14 protein-coding genes and 2 rRNA genes are annotated in these 15,988 nt (G+C 50.9%); 8 read left to right on the top strand and 8 right to left on the bottom strand.

Annotated features, from left to right (window positions below):
- Positions 1 to 48: 48 nt before the first annotated feature.
- Positions 49 to 3,194, top strand: a 23S ribosomal RNA gene (locus CFREI_RS12875).
- Between the two features lie 60 nt (positions 3,195 to 3,254).
- Positions 3,255 to 3,371, top strand: a 5S ribosomal RNA gene (gene rrf / locus CFREI_RS12870).
- Between the two features lie 56 nt (positions 3,372 to 3,427).
- Here rrf and CFREI_RS12865 read toward each other — a convergent pair.
- The 5 genes from CFREI_RS12865 to CFREI_RS12845 form a co-directional block, all read right to left on the bottom strand.
- Positions 3,428 to 4,021: a hypothetical protein gene (locus CFREI_RS12865; protein WP_027012848.1), complete on the bottom strand. Its 594-nt coding sequence runs from the start codon at positions 4,019 to 4,021 to the stop codon at positions 3,428 to 3,430.
- A 10-nt stretch (positions 4,022 to 4,031) separates the two neighbouring features.
- Complete coding sequence (locus CFREI_RS12860; protein WP_027012849.1) at positions 4,032 to 6,560, bottom strand: ABC transporter permease; 2,529 nt, start codon at positions 6,558 to 6,560, stop codon at positions 4,032 to 4,034.
- Positions 6,561 to 7,295, bottom strand: a complete 735-nt coding sequence (locus CFREI_RS12855) for an ABC transporter ATP-binding protein (protein WP_035112193.1) — start codon at positions 7,293 to 7,295, stop codon at positions 6,561 to 6,563. It abuts the gene before it with no gap.
- Between the two features lie 113 nt (positions 7,296 to 7,408).
- A complete protein-coding gene (locus tag CFREI_RS12850; protein ID WP_027012851.1) occupies positions 7,409 to 8,413 on the bottom strand; it encodes a PspC domain-containing protein in 1,005 nt (334 codons plus the stop codon).
- A 91-nt stretch (positions 8,414 to 8,504) separates the two neighbouring features.
- On the bottom strand, positions 8,505 to 9,461 hold the full coding sequence (locus CFREI_RS12845; RefSeq protein ID WP_035112194.1) for a pseudouridine synthase: 957 nt from the start codon (positions 9,459 to 9,461) through the stop codon (positions 8,505 to 8,507).
- On the opposite strand from CFREI_RS12845, the gene CFREI_RS12840 reads away from it, so the two are divergent.
- The 5 genes from CFREI_RS12840 (at position 9,460) to CFREI_RS12820 (ending at position 13,375) form a co-directional block, all read left to right on the top strand.
- Positions 9,460 to 9,606 carry a hypothetical protein gene (locus CFREI_RS12840; protein ID WP_169719157.1) on the top strand — a complete coding sequence of 49 codons (147 nt, stop codon included), beginning with the start codon at positions 9,460 to 9,462 and terminating at the stop codon, positions 9,604 to 9,606. The two genes, CFREI_RS12845 and CFREI_RS12840, sit on opposite strands and share 2 nt — an antisense overlap.
- The gene (locus CFREI_RS12835; protein WP_035112195.1) at positions 9,606 to 10,490 is read left to right on the top strand and encodes an LLM class flavin-dependent oxidoreductase; all 885 of its coding nucleotides are present in this window, start codon (positions 9,606 to 9,608) and stop codon (positions 10,488 to 10,490) included. The genes CFREI_RS12840 and CFREI_RS12835 overlap by 1 nt, the downstream gene beginning before the upstream one ends.
- Before the next feature lie 43 nt (positions 10,491 to 10,533).
- Positions 10,534 to 11,424, top strand: coding sequence for a universal stress protein (locus CFREI_RS12830; RefSeq protein WP_027012854.1), 891 nt, complete (start codon positions 10,534 to 10,536; stop codon positions 11,422 to 11,424).
- A gap of 436 nt (positions 11,425 to 11,860) precedes the next feature.
- Positions 11,861 to 12,121: a GlsB/YeaQ/YmgE family stress response membrane protein gene (locus tag CFREI_RS12825; protein ID WP_027012855.1), complete on the top strand. Its 261-nt coding sequence runs from the start codon at positions 11,861 to 11,863 to the stop codon at positions 12,119 to 12,121.
- Between the two features lie 615 nt (positions 12,122 to 12,736).
- Positions 12,737 to 13,375 (top strand): TetR/AcrR family transcriptional regulator, encoded by a 639-nt coding sequence (locus tag CFREI_RS12820; RefSeq protein ID WP_156907766.1) that lies wholly within the window; start codon positions 12,737 to 12,739, stop codon positions 13,373 to 13,375.
- Between the two features lie 6 nt (positions 13,376 to 13,381).
- Here CFREI_RS12820 and CFREI_RS12815 read toward each other — a convergent pair whose 3' ends face one another.
- Positions 13,382 to 14,020, bottom strand: a complete 639-nt coding sequence (locus CFREI_RS12815) for a LuxR C-terminal-related transcriptional regulator (RefSeq protein ID WP_027012857.1) — start codon at positions 14,018 to 14,020, stop codon at positions 13,382 to 13,384.
- 2 nt (positions 14,021 to 14,022) lie between these two features.
- Positions 14,023 to 15,231: a sensor histidine kinase gene (locus CFREI_RS12810; protein WP_051256017.1), complete on the bottom strand. Its 1,209-nt coding sequence runs from the start codon at positions 15,229 to 15,231 to the stop codon at positions 14,023 to 14,025.
- 25 nt (positions 15,232 to 15,256) lie between these two features.
- On the opposite strand from CFREI_RS12810, the gene CFREI_RS12805 reads away from it, so the two are divergent.
- Positions 15,257 to 15,808 carry a DUF2020 domain-containing protein gene (locus CFREI_RS12805; RefSeq protein ID WP_027012858.1) on the top strand — a complete coding sequence of 184 codons (552 nt, stop codon included), beginning with the start codon at positions 15,257 to 15,259 and terminating at the stop codon, positions 15,806 to 15,808.
- Between the two features lie 26 nt (positions 15,809 to 15,834).
- Here the strand turns inward: CFREI_RS12805 and CFREI_RS12800 are convergent, their stop codons facing one another.
- Positions 15,835 to 15,987, bottom strand: coding sequence for a hypothetical protein (locus CFREI_RS12800; RefSeq protein ID WP_027012859.1), 153 nt, complete (start codon positions 15,985 to 15,987; stop codon positions 15,835 to 15,837).
- Position 15,988 lies beyond the last annotated feature (1 nt).

Genomic DNA, 15,988 nt, shown 5'->3' with positions numbered 1-15,988 from the left:
TGTTGAACTGTATAGTGGACGCGAGCGTTTTTTCTTTTTGTGTGTGTTTTGTTGTGTTGTAAGGGCGCACGGTGGATGCCTTGGTATGCTGAGCCGATGAAGGACGTGAAAGGCTGCGATAAGCCTCGGGGAGTTGTCAATTGAGCGTTGATCCGAGGGTGTCCGAATGGGGAAACCTGGCCGTGGTTGTGTGCGGTCGCCATGCTGGTGAAGGTTTGATAGCTGGTGTGGAGGTTACGCGGGGAAGTGAAACATCTCAGTACCCGTAGGAGAAGAAAACAATAGTGATTCCGTGAGTAGTGGCGAGCGAAAGCGGATGGTGGCTAAACCATATGCGTGTGATACTCGGCAGGGGTTGCGTGTGTGGGGTTGTGGGATGTTGTTGTTGCGGGTGCTGCCGTGCCTGTGGCGTGCTGCGCGTGGTTAGGGGAAGTGGCTTGGAATGGTCTGCCGGAGTGGGTGAGAGTCCCGTACCTGAAAGCTGTGTGTGGTGTGTGTGATGATGTCCCGAGTAGCAGCGGGCTCGTGGAATCTGCTGTGAATCTGCCGGGACCACCCGGTAAGCCTGAATACTCAGTGTGACCGATAGCGGATTGAGTACCGTGAGGGAATGGTGAAAAGTACCCCGGGAGGGGAGTGAAAGAGTACCTGAAACCGTGCGCTTACAATCCGTCAGAGCCTGTGCCTCATGTGTTTGGGGTGGGGGTGATGGCGTGCCTTTTGAAGAATGAGCCTGCGAGTCAGCGGCATGTCGCGAGGTTAACATGTGTGTGTGGGAGCCGTAGCGAAAGCGAATCCTAATGAGGGTGTTGTAGTGGCATGTCCTGGACCCGAAGCGGGGTGATCTACCCATGGCCAGTGTGAAGCAGCAGTAAGATGCTGTGGAGGCGCGAACCCACTTAGGTTGAAAACTGAGGGGATGAGTTGTGGGTAGGGGTGAAAGGCCAATCAAACTCCGTGATAGCTGGTTCTCCCCGAAATGCATTTAGGTGCAGCGTCGTGTGTTTCTTGCCGGAGGTAGAGCTACTGGATGGTTAAGCGGGACCAACATCTTAGCGATGCCAGCCAAACTCCGAATGCCGGTAATGTTAGAGCACGGCAGTGAGACTGCGGGGGATAAGCTTCGTAGTCGAGAGGGAAACAGCCCAGATCGCCGGCTAAGGCCCCGAAGCGTGTACTAAGTGGAAAAGGATGTGGGATCGCGAAGACAACCAGGAGGTTGGCTTAGAAGCAGCCATCCTTGAAAGAGTGCGTAATAGCTCACTGGTCGAGTGGTTCTGCGCCGACAATGTAGTGGGGCTCAAGTACACCGCCGAAGCCGCGGCATCCATGCAGTGTTGTGTGGGTGGGTAGGGGAGCGTCGTGTGGCCGGTGAAGCTGCCGAGGAATCGAGTGGTGGAGGCTATGCGAGTGAGAATGCAGGCATGAGTAGCGAATGACGAGTGAGAACCTCGTCCGCCGAATGACTAAGGGTTCCTGGGTCAAGCTAATCTTCCCAGGGTGAGTCGGGACCTAAGGCGAGGCCGACAGGCGTAGTCGATGGACAACGGGTTGATATTCCCGTACCCGCGCACATGCGCCCATGGTGAATCAGTGAGACTAACCACCCGATAGTGCGCCTGCCGCGGACACGGTTACGTGTTCGCATGATGGTGGGTGTGGTATTCGCGTGGGGCCTAATATCTGGTAGTAGCCAAACGATGGGGTGACGCAGGAAGGTAGTCGAGCCACTGATTGGATTGTGGTGTAAGCGTGTAGCCCGCAGGCCAGGGAAATCCGGTACTGCCCCAATACGGTTGGGAGGGTGAGACGTGATGCGTACCCACAGTATGTGGGGATGTCGATGATCCTATGCTGCCGAGAAAAGCCTCTAGTGAGTGTGTGTGCGGCCCGTACCCGAAACCGACACAGGTAGTCAGGTAGAGAATACTCAGGCGATCGGGCGAACTGTGGTTAAGGAACTCGGCAAAATGCCCCCGTAACTTCGGGAGAAGGGGGGCCACGCGTGGTGACCCACCCTTGCGGTGGTGAGGCTGCGCGGGGCCGCAGAGAAGAGAGGGAAGCGACTGTTTACTAAAAACACAGGTCCGTGCGAAGACGATCAAGTCGAAGTATACGGACTGACGCCTGCCCGGTGCTGGAAGGTTAAGAGGACCTGTGAAACCCACCTGTGTGGTGGGTTGAAGCGGAGAATTTAAGCCCCAGTAAACGGCGGTGGTAACTATAACCATCCTAAGGTAGCGAAATTCCTTGTCGGGTAAGTTCCGACCTGCACGAATGGCGTAACGACTTCCCTGCTGTCTCAACCACAGACCCGGCGAAATTGCACTACGAGTAAAGATGCTCGTTACGCGCGGCAGGACGAAAAGACCCCGGGACCTTCACTATAGCTTGGTATTGATATTCGATACGGTTTGTGTAGGATAGGTGGGAGACTATGAGCCCATCACGCCAGTGATGGAGGAGTCGTTGTTGAAATACCACTCTGATCGTATTGGGTATCTTCAAACCTCGGCCCGTGATCCGGGTCAGGGACAGTGCCTGGTGGGTAGTTTAACTGGGGCGGTTGCCTCCCAAACAGTAACGGAGGCGCCCAAAGGTTTCCTCAGCCTGGTTGGCAATCAGGTGGCGAGTGTAAGTGCACAAGGAAGCTTGACTGTGAGACTGACAGGTCGAGCAGGTACGAAAGTAGGGACTAGTGATCCGGCACCGGCTTGTGGAAGCGGTGTCGCTCAACGGATAAAAGGTACCCCGGGGATAACAGGCTGATCTTCCCCAAGAGTCCATATCGACGGGATGGTTTGGCACCTCGATGTCGGCTCGTCGCATCCTGGGGCTGGAGTAGGTCCCAAGGGTTGGGCTGTTCGCCCATTAAAGCGGCACGCGAGCTGGGTTTAGAACGTCGTGAGACAGTTCGGTCTCTATCCGCCGCGCGCGTAGAAACTTGAAGAAGGCTGTCCCTAGTACGAGAGGACCGGGACGGACGTACCTCTAGTGCGCCAGTTGTCACGCCAGTGGCACCGCTGGTTAGCTACGTACGGAAGGGATAACCGCTGAAAGCATCTAAGCGGGAAGCCCGTTCTAAGATAAGGTTTCACCAACAGGTGCCCCACAGACTATGGGGTCGATAGGCCAGAACTGCACACATAGCAATATGCAAGGTGACTGGTACTAATCCACCGAACACAACCACACCACACCACGCCACGCGTCCACTACACAGTATCAACAACCAACACCCACCCCACCAACCAGTCGGTGGCAACAGCGGCGGGGAAACGCCCGGACCCATCCCGAACCCGGAAGCTAAGCCCACCAGCGCCAATGGTACTGCACACGGAAGTGTGTGGGAGAGTAGGACACCGCCGACACCACAACCCACAAAGCCCAACCACCACGGTTGGGCTTTACCCATACCTAGACTGCTTCATTCAAGATCCTCTAAATACCGTCTTGCTGGAGCTAGTGGATATGGATCAAGAACAGCCAGACCATGATGCCGGAAGATAAAGGCGTCGGAGTCATAACGCATCAATGCCACTTGGGTAAGTAAGGCATATAGCTGGCCCAATAATATTGGCAAGTCTGCATCCTCTAATGCCATCATGAGGTGTTCGTGAGCGGCCTCCCAATTGCCAATATTCATGTATCCAGCGGCTATAAGCTGATGCGCTGCTAGTCGGAGCCCAACAGGGTCTTTTGTATGAGATACCAGGGCTTGTTCAGCTTTCTCAATTGCCTGATGCGGCGCATCTAGAAGAATTTCTCGGGCATTGTTGAGTACATCAAATCCGGGATCCATTGAGGCATGGATTTCAAGAGTTTCGTCTAATGGCAACCCCCGTGAAAGATGAGCAGCGTGATTTTTTAAATTCTCCCATGAAATGCGTTCGGCTGGACTTAATTCACCGGGGTTTAGATCAGGATCATCGCTTAATAACTGAATTACACGCCAACCAAAAATAGTAGGGCCGCCGATTCCTATTGCAGAATCGGCGGCGATACATTCGTTGAGGTTCATACCTCCAACGTTAATCTGTGATTGCCTCCAATGGCTGTGTCCGCGCCGCACGGCCTGCTGGCCAAACTGCGGCGAGGACACCCACAATTGCCGAAGCAGCAACGATTATTGATACTTGCGCCCATGGAACAACGATATTTTCAAGGCCATCGGAGGATAGAACTTTAACAAATCCCCATCCGAGACCAAGTCCAATAGCCGCACCAATAAGTGCACCGAATACGGAGATAACGGCAGATTCAATATAAATCATATGGCGAATCTGGCGTCGTTGAACGCCTACGGCTCGTAGCATGCCGATCTCTTGGCGTCGTTCGATAACGCTAAGGGCAAGGGTGTTTACAATGCCAAGCACAGCAATGATTACAGCCAATGCAAGTAGACCGTATAAAATGCCGAGCATTTGGTTAATGCCAGCGGCGTTTTCGCCTGCGAATTCTTCCTTGTTTTGGACACTTACCACCAATGATTTAGCAACAGCATCCTCAATTTCCTGACGGAGTTGCTTTTGATTGACGTTGTCTTCAGTGACAATAAATACTTTTTTAGGTTGAATTTCCTGGTCAACAAGAAATTCCCGGGCAATGTCGTATGAGATATAACCACTGCCTACAGCAACGTTTGATTCATAAATGGCATCAAGGCGGAATTCTTTGTCGCGGATTTTTACATTGTCACCAACTTTTACTTCAAGTCCTTTGGCAATAGCCTCGCTAAGGGCTACTTTGCCGCCATCGCCTTCCTTGTATTTCAGTTCAACTACTTTATTTAAATTGCCTTCAACTACAGGTACGCTTGGTCGTCCGAAGCTACCGCCGGCAACTGCGCCCAAAGGCAGATCATTAACGGTAAGTGGGGCATCGTAGATAGTGGTTACTTCCTTAACGCCTTGGATGCCTTTTACTCGCTCAATGTCTTCGCGCGGGATACTTAGGGCCATTGATTGTGGACCAGTGAGCACATAGTCAGATTTCACCGTCGTATCAATCATGTCGGAGAGGTTTTCGCGCATTGTTGCCCCGAGCATGCTAATGGAACTAACCATTGCAAGCCCGAGTGTGAGAGCGAATGCAGTGGCTGAGGTTCGGCGGGGGTTGCGTCGTGAGTTTGTCGATGCGATGCGTCCTACCGCGCGGAATGGTGCACCAACGATCCGTCCTAGTGTCCCGACAATTGGGATTGATATAGCTGGACCGGCTAACCAGGTGCCAAGGATTAGGCTGATGGCGCCACAACCAACAACGATCGATCGTGTTGAAGTGGTTCCTAGATCACTATTGAGTGCGCCTAGAAGAACTGCCGCAATGCCTAGAGCGACTAAGACAACGCCAAATATCGTCCGGATGAGTAAGGATGGGGGCTCTTGGTTTCGCATTGCTTGCACGGGCCGGATTGATCCTGCACGGCGTGCTGGGGCCCAAGCACTAAGGACAGTAATAAAGATACCTACTGCTAGTGGGATAAGTATTGATTGGGTATTTAGGGTGAAGCCTTCTAGTGGCAGTCCGATTCCTTGAGCCTCCATAACGGTTCGGAGGAGTTGTACAAGCCCTACACCACCGAAGATGCCGAGAACGGAGCCGATCACGCCGACCAGGATTGCTTCGAAGATTACGGAACGAGTGATCTGTGATTGTGAGATGCCAATGCTTCGCAGCAATGCGAATTCTCGGTTGCGTTGCGCCACAATCATGGAGAACGTGTTGGAGATAATAAAGGTACCTACCAAAAGTGCGATTCCGGCAAAAGCCCATAGGAAGTAGTTCACGAATGAGAGCGCACTTTTAATTGTTTTGCTTACGTCCTCAACCAGTTTTGAAGCGGTCTCAACTTTTAAGTCTGGGTACTCTTTGGCGAGTGTCTCGCGGATTGAGTCAGCTTTATCTCGGTCGTTTAGTTGGATAATTGCCTGGTCAACGGATTGTCCATTACTAAAGTGTGCAAGGTAGTCTGGCTCGGGAAATATAACACCAACCCAGCCGCCTGCATTATCTGCGGAATCGAAAATACCAACAACTTTAAATTCTTTGCGTTCCTTGGGAGTGATCACAGTAACGCTGTCATTGACAGAGATTTTGCCGCGTTCGGCCGCAGATTTGTTTACGGCGATGGTGTCGGCTTCGCTGGGCATCGCGCCGTCGATAATTTCGGTGCTTGTATTGCGGGTTTGGCCTTCAAAGGTGGATAACGCTTGGGAAGGAGCGCCTCCGGTTTGGATGGCGCGGTCGTCGGAGCCACCTAAGACAATATGCGCACCTGTTATATCTACATTAACGTTTTTAATATCGGGTCGTTTGCGTAGCTGATCAATAACTTCGAGTGGTACGCCCTGAGGGTTTTTTTCGCCTCCTGCGATGACGACATCGACATCATCGAAGGCAGTGGATACGATGTCGTCAAAGCTAGAGGATAGACTCGCAGTAAACATACTGGAGCCAGCGATAAACGCGGTACCCAAGACCACTGAAAGAACTGTTAACGCTAACCGCACTTTGTGGGCAACAATAGTGCGGACGGAAATTGTTCGCATTGTTGCCATTTAGAGTTCCTCAATCCGGGCCATAATGCCGAGAATGCCCTCTGTCGTCGGGTTATTAAGTTCTTCTACAAGCCGTCCGTCGGCAAGAAATACTACTCGGTCGGCATAGGATGCTGCTTTTGGATCGTGGGTAACAATAACAACGGTCTGACCTAAATCATCTACTGAGGTGCGCAGGATATTAAGTACTTCCGCTGAAGAATTCGAATCGAGATTTCCTGTGGGCTCATCTCCAAAGATGATTTCTGGGCGAGAAACTAGCGCGCGCGCTACGGCTACACGTTGTTGTTGGCCGCCAGAAAGCTCGCTTGGGCGGTGATCTAGGCGGTCCGTAAGTCCAAGGCGAGAAGTTACTTCTGCAAACCAATCATTATCTACTTTCCGTCCTGCAACATCGGATGGAAGCGTAATATTTTCTTTCGCAGTCAGCGTTGGTACAAGGTTAAATGATTGGAACACAAACCCTAGTCGATCACGCCGCAATGAGGTGAGGTCTTTATCTCGGAGTTTCGAAAGATCGGTTTCTCCAATAAATGTGGAACCTTCGGTTACGGTGTCAAGACCAGCCATGCAGTGCATCAGCGTGGATTTACCTGAGCCAGATGGGCCCATGATTGCTGTGAATTGCCCGCTTGAGAACTGAATATTTACATTATTCAAGGCTACGACGGCGGTTTCGCCGTGACCGTAGCGCTTTATGAGGTTCACCGCGTGCGCAGCAATGGCTGGCTGCATAGCTTATGTCCTTTCAATCGTCATGCTGTTTGTTCAGCAAGAGTTCATCTCGGCGGCCTAGGAATTGGCGTTCGTAGGCAAGTGCGTTTCGACGCCGCGTTGCCGCGCTGTGGCTACTGTACCTTGACTGAGCCTATGTCGGCGTGCAACTTAAGGTTGAGGGTGCCTCCCTGGCCTTGAACATGAGAGGCATCTGTGTGGCATTCTGTTTCACCTATTTGGGCATCACAACTAACTTGTACTGGGACTTCTTCTGGTAGTTTAACGGTGATATCGCCAGTAGTGATTGAAACTTCTACGTCTCTATTTTCAGGAAGCTGTGAGAGATTACTCAAATCTAGATTTATATCACCTACATCTAAGCGATATTCAGACTTAAGATCCTCCGGGGATGAGATGCTTTGGTTAATATTGCCGATCTCTCCGCCATCAGATATCGCGGCCAGTGGTATTACCGAAGCAAATAGAAGCACAGGAGCAGCGATAATTCCACCAATCACGATCCACGGCCATACACGGTGCTTTTTTCGCAGTTGGGTTTCCATAACGGGCCGTGGTTCGGGTAGATCCCAGGCAAACGGAGCTGTACCGAGCGGATCCCAGGCAGGCGGTGTGGTTCGGGTAGCTGTATAAGCGGAAAAAGGGTCATAGGAGTTTGATGGTGTATTGCCTGACATCGGAGTACCTTGTTGTGGAGGAATTGGTTGTTTGGAATGTAAGAACCACCAAATCAATAGTGAGATTACTACGGTAAGTAACCCACTATAAGAGAGCGTGACAAAACCAGCGCCAAATAGCGCGAGTGTACATATAAGGATCCAGCCGTGTTGTCGAGCTTTTACTAGCTCAGGGTTTTTATCGGTATTTTTGGCAAAAATCGCTTCGCCTGGAGATATTGTGGCTGGTCCGCTAGGCATTAAAAGCCAACAGAGCAAATACACAATAATGCCGGGGCCAAATAACGCTGCACAGACAAATAGAATTCGAATAAGGGTGGGATCTACTTGGTACCGAACGCCGATTCCCTCGCAGATACCAGCGCCTGGCGCTGAACTGCCAAGTTTTGACGGATATCTAACGGGTCTGGTTTCCCACATTTCACGGAGTGTTTGGTTCATAAGAGGATTCCTTTGCCGAGTTTTCACCTTATAAGTCAATGGTGCTGGCAGGAGCTGTTGTCATGCATCAGGGATCGCCCTGAAAAAACCCTTATTTGCTGTTGAGGGCTTGGATTCGTGTTGAACGGAACGTACGGTTTTCACTGGTGAAGGGGTCAGTAAAGGAGAGTTCACGTGCGAGAAGGCAGAGTGGTTGCGTGAAATCCTCGTTAAGGTTAAGTGGAAGTAGCTCGGGGTAAAGCGGATCATTGAGGATTGGAACGCCGGCGAGGTTCATGTGGAGACGAAGCTGATGTGTCCTTCCAGTTTTGGGCGCCAGGATATAGCGTGCGTAATTGGTGTTTGGGATGGGTTCTACCCGCACTACTTTGGTAAGGGCGTTTGGTGGGCCGTCGATAATAGTTGCTTGAACAACACCGCGAATTTTTTCTATGCGGTTTTCCCAAATTGTGCCGGCATGGATAGCTGGGTCGAAGCGTGCGATTGCTTCATAGGTTTTGTGGGCTTGGCGGAGTGCAAACAGATCTTGATATGCACCGCGGACTTCAGGCCGCGTGGTGAAAACCAGGACGCCTGAAGTGAGGCGGTCAAGCCGGTGTGCTGGAGAGAGGTCTTGGTTTCCAGTGATGCGTCGGAGCCGGACAGTGGCAGTTTCAGTAATATGCCTGCCGCGCGGCATAGTGGCTAGAAAAGGAGGTTTATCTGCAACAAGTAGGTTTTCATCCTGGAATATGATTGGGATGTCATAGGGGACCGGGCGTTCTGGGCCCGGTGTGCGGTAGAACCAGATATTGGCCCCTGGGGAAAGTACTTCATCGGGCGCGTATCGACGCCCCTGAGGGTCGGTTACCTCACCGCGCAAAAACCGTTCATCTACTGCGGCATCGTTATCATCGGGATGTTTGTGTGTTTGTGTGCGTATAAGGTGCAGCAAAAAATCCCTGGCGGTGATTGGTGCAGTGTCTTTAGGCAGCTGTACTCGTGATGGATTTAAGCCATTCCGAACGGGTAGCGGTGGTTGCCGCCGGCGTACTAATCTTTCGACCATGGATATGAATGCGCTCCTTGGGCCACTATTGGAATTCTTCAATCATGGTATTGGGAAACTGTCCTCAGATGTGTTTTTCGCACTTTATAAGGTGTTTTCTCCTGATAATGCCGATGCTGCTCATAAGGTTGAGATTCCGAAATAATGGTTGCTATATCGGTCCTTGATTTGGTGCCGGTCTCCACCACACCAAAGGCTGCGGTTTTTGCGAGCATTGCTGCGGCAAAGATTGCAGAAGAGGCTGGTTATACCCGTTATTGGATTGGGGAATATCACAACAACCCTGCGTTAGCCTGTAGTGCTACAGCACTGCTTGTGTCGCAGATTGCGGCGGCTACTTCGCAGATTCGAGTTGGTGGTGGGGGAATGACTTTGTCAGAACGTACACCAATATCCCTAGCAGAAGATCTTGGGACCCTCGGTTTGCTGTATCAAAAGCGTGTTGAAGCCGCGTTGTCAGTGGCTTCTTACGCGGATATTTCAGCAGCCAGAAAGGTTCGTAGCCATCTTGCAGGGTTGGTTGGTTTTTATGCGCAGACGCCGTTGTGTGTATACGGTTCCTCATTGAATACTGCGATGTTTGCTGGCCAAGCAGGTTTGCCGCTGGCGATTGCAAGCCATATTGTGCCCCAACACTTAGAATCTGCAATTGCGGTTTATCGTAAGTCGTTTGTGCCTTCTGCGCAGTGTGAGCAACCTTATGTTTTGGCGAGCGCGAATATTATGGTGTGTGATTCTCGTCAGGAAGCGCTATTTCAGTTCACAACGCTCCAACAAATGTTCGGCGATGCTGTTTCAGGGAAACCTGGATTGATATCACCACCACGTGAGGTGGATATGCACCCTATGGTAAAAGCCCAGATGAATAGCGCACTTTCCGTTTCGTTTGTGGGTACTGGGCCTGATGTGGCATTGCGATTGCAAGAATGGGCAAACGCTCATAGTGTCGACGAAGTATTGAGTGTTACTTACGCCTATGATCCGAAGGTTCGGGAGGGCTCCATTAAAGAATTGGGCAACTGGTTCTAACCAGTGCCGTGTAAACTGGGGTTATCCGAGAGAAAGGTGAATAATGAGCAAGGATAGAAGTGTTGTTGTAGCGGTTGACGGGTCACTTGCGTCCTTGGCGGCCGTGCGTTGGGGCGCGAACACTGCCATGAAGCGTGGAATTCCATTACGGCTCGCCGCCAGTTACACAATGCCCCAGTTTCTTTATGCAGAGGGTATGGTGCCTCCGCAAGAACTTTTCGATGATCTCCAAACAGAGACCATGGATAAAATTGAGGTGGCTCGTGCCGAGGCGGAGAAAGTAGCGCCCGATATTGAGATTCTGCATACATTGGCAGAGGGTAGCCCGATTGATATGCTGCTGGAGCTTTCTAAAGACGTCACAATGATTGTGATGGGTTCTCGTGGTTTAGGTGGGCTTTCCGGCATGGTCATGGGCAGTGTCTCGGCTGCTGTTGTTAGCCACGCGCAATGCCCTGTAGTTGTTGTTCGGGAGGATCTTGATGAGGCATATAAATATGGCCCAGTAGTGGTTGGTGTTGATGGTTCTGGCGTGAGCCAAAAGGCTATCGAATATGCATTTGCTGAGGCCGATGCCCGTGGTTGTGAGTTAATCGCGGTGCATACATGGATGGATATGCAGATTCAGGCTTCGCTGGCGGGACTATCTGCGGCACAGCAGCAGTGGGAAACGGTGGAACAAGAGCAGCACATGTTGTTGGGACACCGCCTGGCTGGTTTTGCCGAACAGTATCCTGACGTAAAAGTAACCAAGATCGTTACGCGAGATCGTCCAGTGCGTGCACTTTCCGACGCCGCGTTAGGTGCGCAATTGCTGATTGTTGGGTCTCATGGTCGCGGTGGTTTTAAAGGAATGCTTTTGGGATCAACCTCGCGAGCATTATTGCAATCCACCCCATGCCCAATGATGGTGGTGCGTCCGCAAAGCAAGTAAGCTACACCGTTTGAACGGCTCAAGCGCCGTAGAAACCAAACCGATATTCGGTCTAATGGTTGAGGGCTTGAGCCATTAATTTTTATATATGGTCGGGGTGATTGTGTTTCTGGGTGAAGATAGTAATGAAAACCTAGTTGTGGTTAAGCTGTGTTTGAACTAAAAAATTGCGCCAAATTTGTCTGGTGAAGAGGGCGTATTGGGCATGTTGGAGCCCATCATTTTGGGGGCATTTACTGGAGTTTTCGTGTATTTGTCGCGATGGTTTTCCATATGGAACTAGCATTAAATTTGCATGGTAGAAAGTATGCGGTAGATGTTAAGCTGCGGTAACACATATATTACGTTCCTGTTGCATTCTTGCTAAAAGGTCGATTTAGGGGTTTTTCAGCTTTAGGGTTGGGGATGTATTCATTTTTGAAGGGAGAAAATTGTCATGGGACTAGGATTAGGATTTTTAGGCTGGATCATTATTGGTGGTCTTGCTGGATGGATTGCTTCAAAGATCAAAGGCACTGATGCGCAGCAGGGGATCGGTTTAAATATTCTTGTAGGTGTTGTAGGTGGCATTATTGGTGGCTGGCTACTTTCACTTTTGGGATTTGATGTTGCGGGTTCTGGTTTGATCTTTAGTTTCTTTACCTGTTTACTTGGAGCCGTCATTCTATTGACCCTGGTCCAATTGGTTCGCAAGTAACACCTTTGACCGTTTGAATTAACTGCACCCCGCGTATTAAAGGGGTGCAGTTTCGTGTTTTTACGGCGGATTTATAAACTTGTCTCGAGTTAAGGTTGGTTTTCCGGGTGGACGATCTGACCATCTCCGGTTTCCTGGGCGCGGGGTAGGCTTTCCAGGGGTTTTAAGCCGCTTTCCCTGCATTTTGATAGGCTGACCCTATTGAAATGGTGATGTTTTCATCCTTACTGTCGCAGATTCCATAAAATCGGCTGAAAAATGGAATTTGTGACAGCAACCCATGTTGCGCACAAGCGTTGACCTGGGGTTTGTCGCAGATTCCATAAAAACAGCGAAAAAAATGGAATTCGTGACAGGTTCCCTACCTATCGTGTCGCAGATTCCATAAAATCCGCCGAAAAAATGGAATCTGTGACAACATAACCGCACCAGCTCCAAAACCATCAACTGCCACAACGGCTCCCAAAACTAAAACCCCAATCTCTGGGCAGTACAGACCAGCAACCGGGGAGCAGTTTAGTTCAGCGTTTGAAATCTGTCGGGGGTGGATCGCAAGGGCTATATGGACAGAATTGTCTGTTTCTGGGGTACTCTAGATATCCTAAGAGCATTGTTGTGCATCCTGGAAGGGAAGTGGGACCGATCGCCACCAAGAAGAGCAACCGGAGGAATAGGCCGAGTCCTCGGGAGCGTCTTTTAGCTAGTGCTACCAGCCTTTTCACTACGGAGGGTATCCGGGTAATTGGTATTGATCGGATTCTTCGAGAGGCTGATGTTGCCAAGGCAAGTCTCTACTCCTTGTTTGGTTCGAAAGATGCTCTTGTCATTGCCTATTTGCACGAACTTGATGAGCGTTGGCGTGCTGATTGGCGCGCCCGCACCGCCAATATGGATAATCCGGAAGATAAAATCCTGGCTTTTTTTGATCAGTGCATTGATGAAGAGCCCAAGAAGGACTTTCGGGGATCCCATTTTCAGAATGCCGCAAATGAGTATCCCCGTCCGGAAACTGAAAGTGAGCTTGGTATTGTTGCTGCGGTACAAGAGCACCGGGCTTGGTGCCATCAAACTATGACTGATCTTCTTACGGAAAAGAACGGTTATCCAGGGACTACACAAGCTAGTCAGCTGTTAGTGTTTTTGGATGGCGGCTTAGCGGGTTCGAGGCTAAGTAGAAATATTCTGCCTTTAGAAACAGCCCGAGATTTGGCGCGACAATTACTTTCTGCACCGCCAGCTGATTACTCGATCTAAAAAAATTTACAGCACACCTTGTTCACGGGCAGCAGCCACGGCTGAGGTGCGGGAACGTACGCCGAGTTTGTCGTAGATATGGACAAGATGTGATTTTACTGTCGCCTCAGATAGGAAAAGAACTTTGCCGATATCGCGGTTGGATGAACCACTTGCTACAAGCTTAAGTACTTCCAGTTCACGCGGGGTCAGTGATGTTCGAGGTGTGCGCACCCGAGTCATAAGTCGGTTGGCAACCACCGGGGATAGTGTTGAATCGCCTTCTGCTGCGGAGCGTACTGCGGCGAGCAGTTCCGCGGGTGGAGCGTCTTTTAGTAAGTAACCAACTGCGCCAGCTTCAATTGCGCCCAGAATATCGGCATCCGTGTCATAGTTGGTCACAACTAGGACATTCGGCGGGTTCTCAATTGTGCGCTTGATTTCCGCCGTTGCGTCAGCGCCAGTGGAAACGAGAGTGCCTTCAGCACCTGCGCCGAAGCGCAGGTCCATTAGGATTACGTCAATTCCGCCGTTTTGGGCCGCTGCAATCGCTGCCTCCGCTGTGGAGACTTCACCAATGACTTCAATGTCTTCAGCTGACTCCAAGACTGCTCTTAGGCCAAGTCGGACGATTTCATGGTCATCAGCTAATAGAACTCGAATCATCGTCAGGCTCCCTTGTTGGTATACGTAACCTTTGATTCTAGTTCGGTAGGGACGGGAAGTGCCACAGAGACGGCTGTTCCGCCCCCAGGTTCGGATTCAACGCTTAGCGAACCACCTTGTTCGTAGGCGCGTTGACGCATTGCGTCCAATCCGATATGGCCTAGGCCTGCGGGACGTGCCCCTATGGAAGCGGGATCGAAACCAATGCCATCATCAACGATGTCTAAGCGAATTTCTTCGTCGCCGTAGGTAAGGGTGATCCGGCAGCGATCAGCATGAGCGTGTTTTCCTACGTTTCCGACTGCACCTTGGGCAATTCGGAGCAAGGATGCTTCAGTGCGCATTGGTAGTTGCCGTTCTTCGCCTTCAACTACCACGCTAATTTCGGTACCAACAACGCTTTGCGCAACGCGGTGAAGTGCTCCTTCAAGTGATGTTTTGGATAGTGCTGCGGGTTGTAATGCAGCGATCATTGCGCGTGCTTCACCGAGATTATCTGCGGCTGTTGTGCGAGCCTGTTGGATGCGACGAACAGCGGATTGCGCGGCGTCGTCAGGTATTTTTTCTAGGTCACGCTCCGCTACATGGAGCAACATTTGGATGCTGGAGAGTCCTTGAGCCAGTGTGTCGTGAATTTCGTGGGCAATGCGCTGGCGCTCTGCAGCAATGCCTGCGGCGCGCTCTGTTTCGGCGAGTTGTGTGCGTGTTTGTAATAACTCATCGATGAGTTCTTGGCGTTCTTGAGAAACGGTCCAAAGAGCTTGGAAAGCGTAATTAATACCGACCGAAACCATGGCGGCAACACATGGGCCCAAAACACTGCCGATAGTGATATGTGGATATTGGCTTACTACGGAAACAATGGTGGCTCCAATGACGGCAATAAGACCACGAATATCGTCAAGAATTTGGAGGTATAGAAAGTACAGTGCGAACACAAGATATACCGCTGAAGTCTGAATCGGCACCATTATGACCCAAATACAGGTCAAAGCTAGCAACCATAATTGCTGGGCTAGAGGCTCTTTAAGGTGCCGGTTTCCAATAAAGTACACCGCACCGTATAGGCAGCTAAGGCTGATCATAGTGAGTGACTCATTAGTGGGGAGCCGAACTGAAGCAATCACAATCACCACCAGCAACATTGCAGTCAAGATATGAATGCCTTGCCGCAAACCATGATTGCCGGGGGCGGACGATTCACTGTTCATATACAGCAACCCTAGACTGGAGATCATGCGTCGTACAGTTTTACTCCTTTGTTCTGCGTTACTGGTAGCGTGCAGCCCCCAACTGGGAGGGGAAACCCCCACCACAGATACACTGTCAGCCACACCAATCACAATCGGGCCATTGGATCAAGGGTTGCCTAGCGACGCCCTCCCAGAAGTACCGCGTGAAGCAAACACACCGTGCCCATACCTAGATACTGAATGGGTGGCTGATACCAATGGTCAGAAAGTAACAAGTCAGGGAATTGATGAGCGTTTTGATGTTCCCGCTTGCGTTTTTTGGTCCTACCCTGATGAGCCGCAGCTTCAGGTCATTATCCGTACTATGCCAAACGAAAAAGCAGCTGTTGATGTAGTGAACTGGGCAGCGCCGATCGATATCACCGAAATTGCCGAAGAACCAGAAGGTTGGTCTGGGGGGCGCATGGGGTTTGAAGACCGTGCAGTATATGCGGTTCAAAAAGCCAATATAGCCGTGGTTGTGTTCTCCAACCAGAGCCAATCGCTCAAAGCAGAGCTGGTAGCCAAAGAAGTGATCACCCGGCTAGGGCTGTGAAAACGCAGCCCTAGTGCCAGTGTGGTTTATACGGCGACGTCGTTATACGGCATAAGAACGCTGATGTAAGGGAAAATTACTTCCATAAGGAGTAGGAATACGCCCACCAAGAGCACTAAAGACACAAGGAGTTTGATTGGCCAGGGCCCCGGGATGGCTCGCCAGATAAATCCATACATG

The organism is Corynebacterium freiburgense (assembly GCF_030408815.1).
Lineage (GTDB): Bacteria > Actinomycetota > Actinomycetes > Mycobacteriales > Mycobacteriaceae > Corynebacterium > Corynebacterium freiburgense.
The sequence above is the reverse complement of the archived record's forward strand: the minus strand, read 5'-3'. Positions and strand labels throughout refer to the sequence as shown.

Coding starts and splice junctions, on each gene's coding strand:
- CFREI_RS12800 (WP_027012859.1), bottom strand. CDS start 15,987: ATGTATGGATTTATCTGGCGAGCCATCCCGGGGCCCTGGCCAATCAAA.
- CFREI_RS12815 (WP_027012857.1), bottom strand. CDS start 14,020: ATGATTCGAGTTCTATTAGCTGATGACCATGAAATCGTCCGACTTGGC.
- CFREI_RS12825 (WP_027012855.1), top strand. CDS start 11,861: ATGGGACTAGGATTAGGATTTTTAGGCTGGATCATTATTGGTGGTCTT.
- CFREI_RS12845 (WP_035112194.1), bottom strand. CDS start 9,461: ATGGTCGAAAGATTAGTACGCCGGCGGCAACCACCGCTACCCGTTCGG.
- CFREI_RS12830 (WP_027012854.1), top strand. CDS start 10,534: ATGAGCAAGGATAGAAGTGTTGTTGTAGCGGTTGACGGGTCACTTGCG.
- CFREI_RS12860 (WP_027012849.1), bottom strand. CDS start 6,560: ATGGCAACAATGCGAACAATTTCCGTCCGCACTATTGTTGCCCACAAA.
- CFREI_RS12865 (WP_027012848.1), bottom strand. CDS start 4,021: ATGAACCTCAACGAATGTATCGCCGCCGATTCTGCAATAGGAATCGGC.
- CFREI_RS12805 (WP_027012858.1), top strand. CDS start 15,257: ATGCGTCGTACAGTTTTACTCCTTTGTTCTGCGTTACTGGTAGCGTGC.
- CFREI_RS12850 (WP_027012851.1), bottom strand. CDS start 8,413: ATGAACCAAACACTCCGTGAAATGTGGGAAACCAGACCCGTTAGATAT.
- CFREI_RS12810 (WP_051256017.1), bottom strand. CDS start 15,231: ATGAACAGTGAATCGTCCGCCCCCGGCAATCATGGTTTGCGGCAAGGC.
- CFREI_RS12840 (WP_169719157.1), top strand. CDS start 9,460: ATGGATATGAATGCGCTCCTTGGGCCACTATTGGAATTCTTCAATCAT.
- CFREI_RS12835 (WP_035112195.1), top strand. CDS start 9,606: ATGGTTGCTATATCGGTCCTTGATTTGGTGCCGGTCTCCACCACACCA.
- CFREI_RS12855 (WP_035112193.1), bottom strand. CDS start 7,295: ATGCAGCCAGCCATTGCTGCGCACGCGGTGAACCTCATAAAGCGCTAC.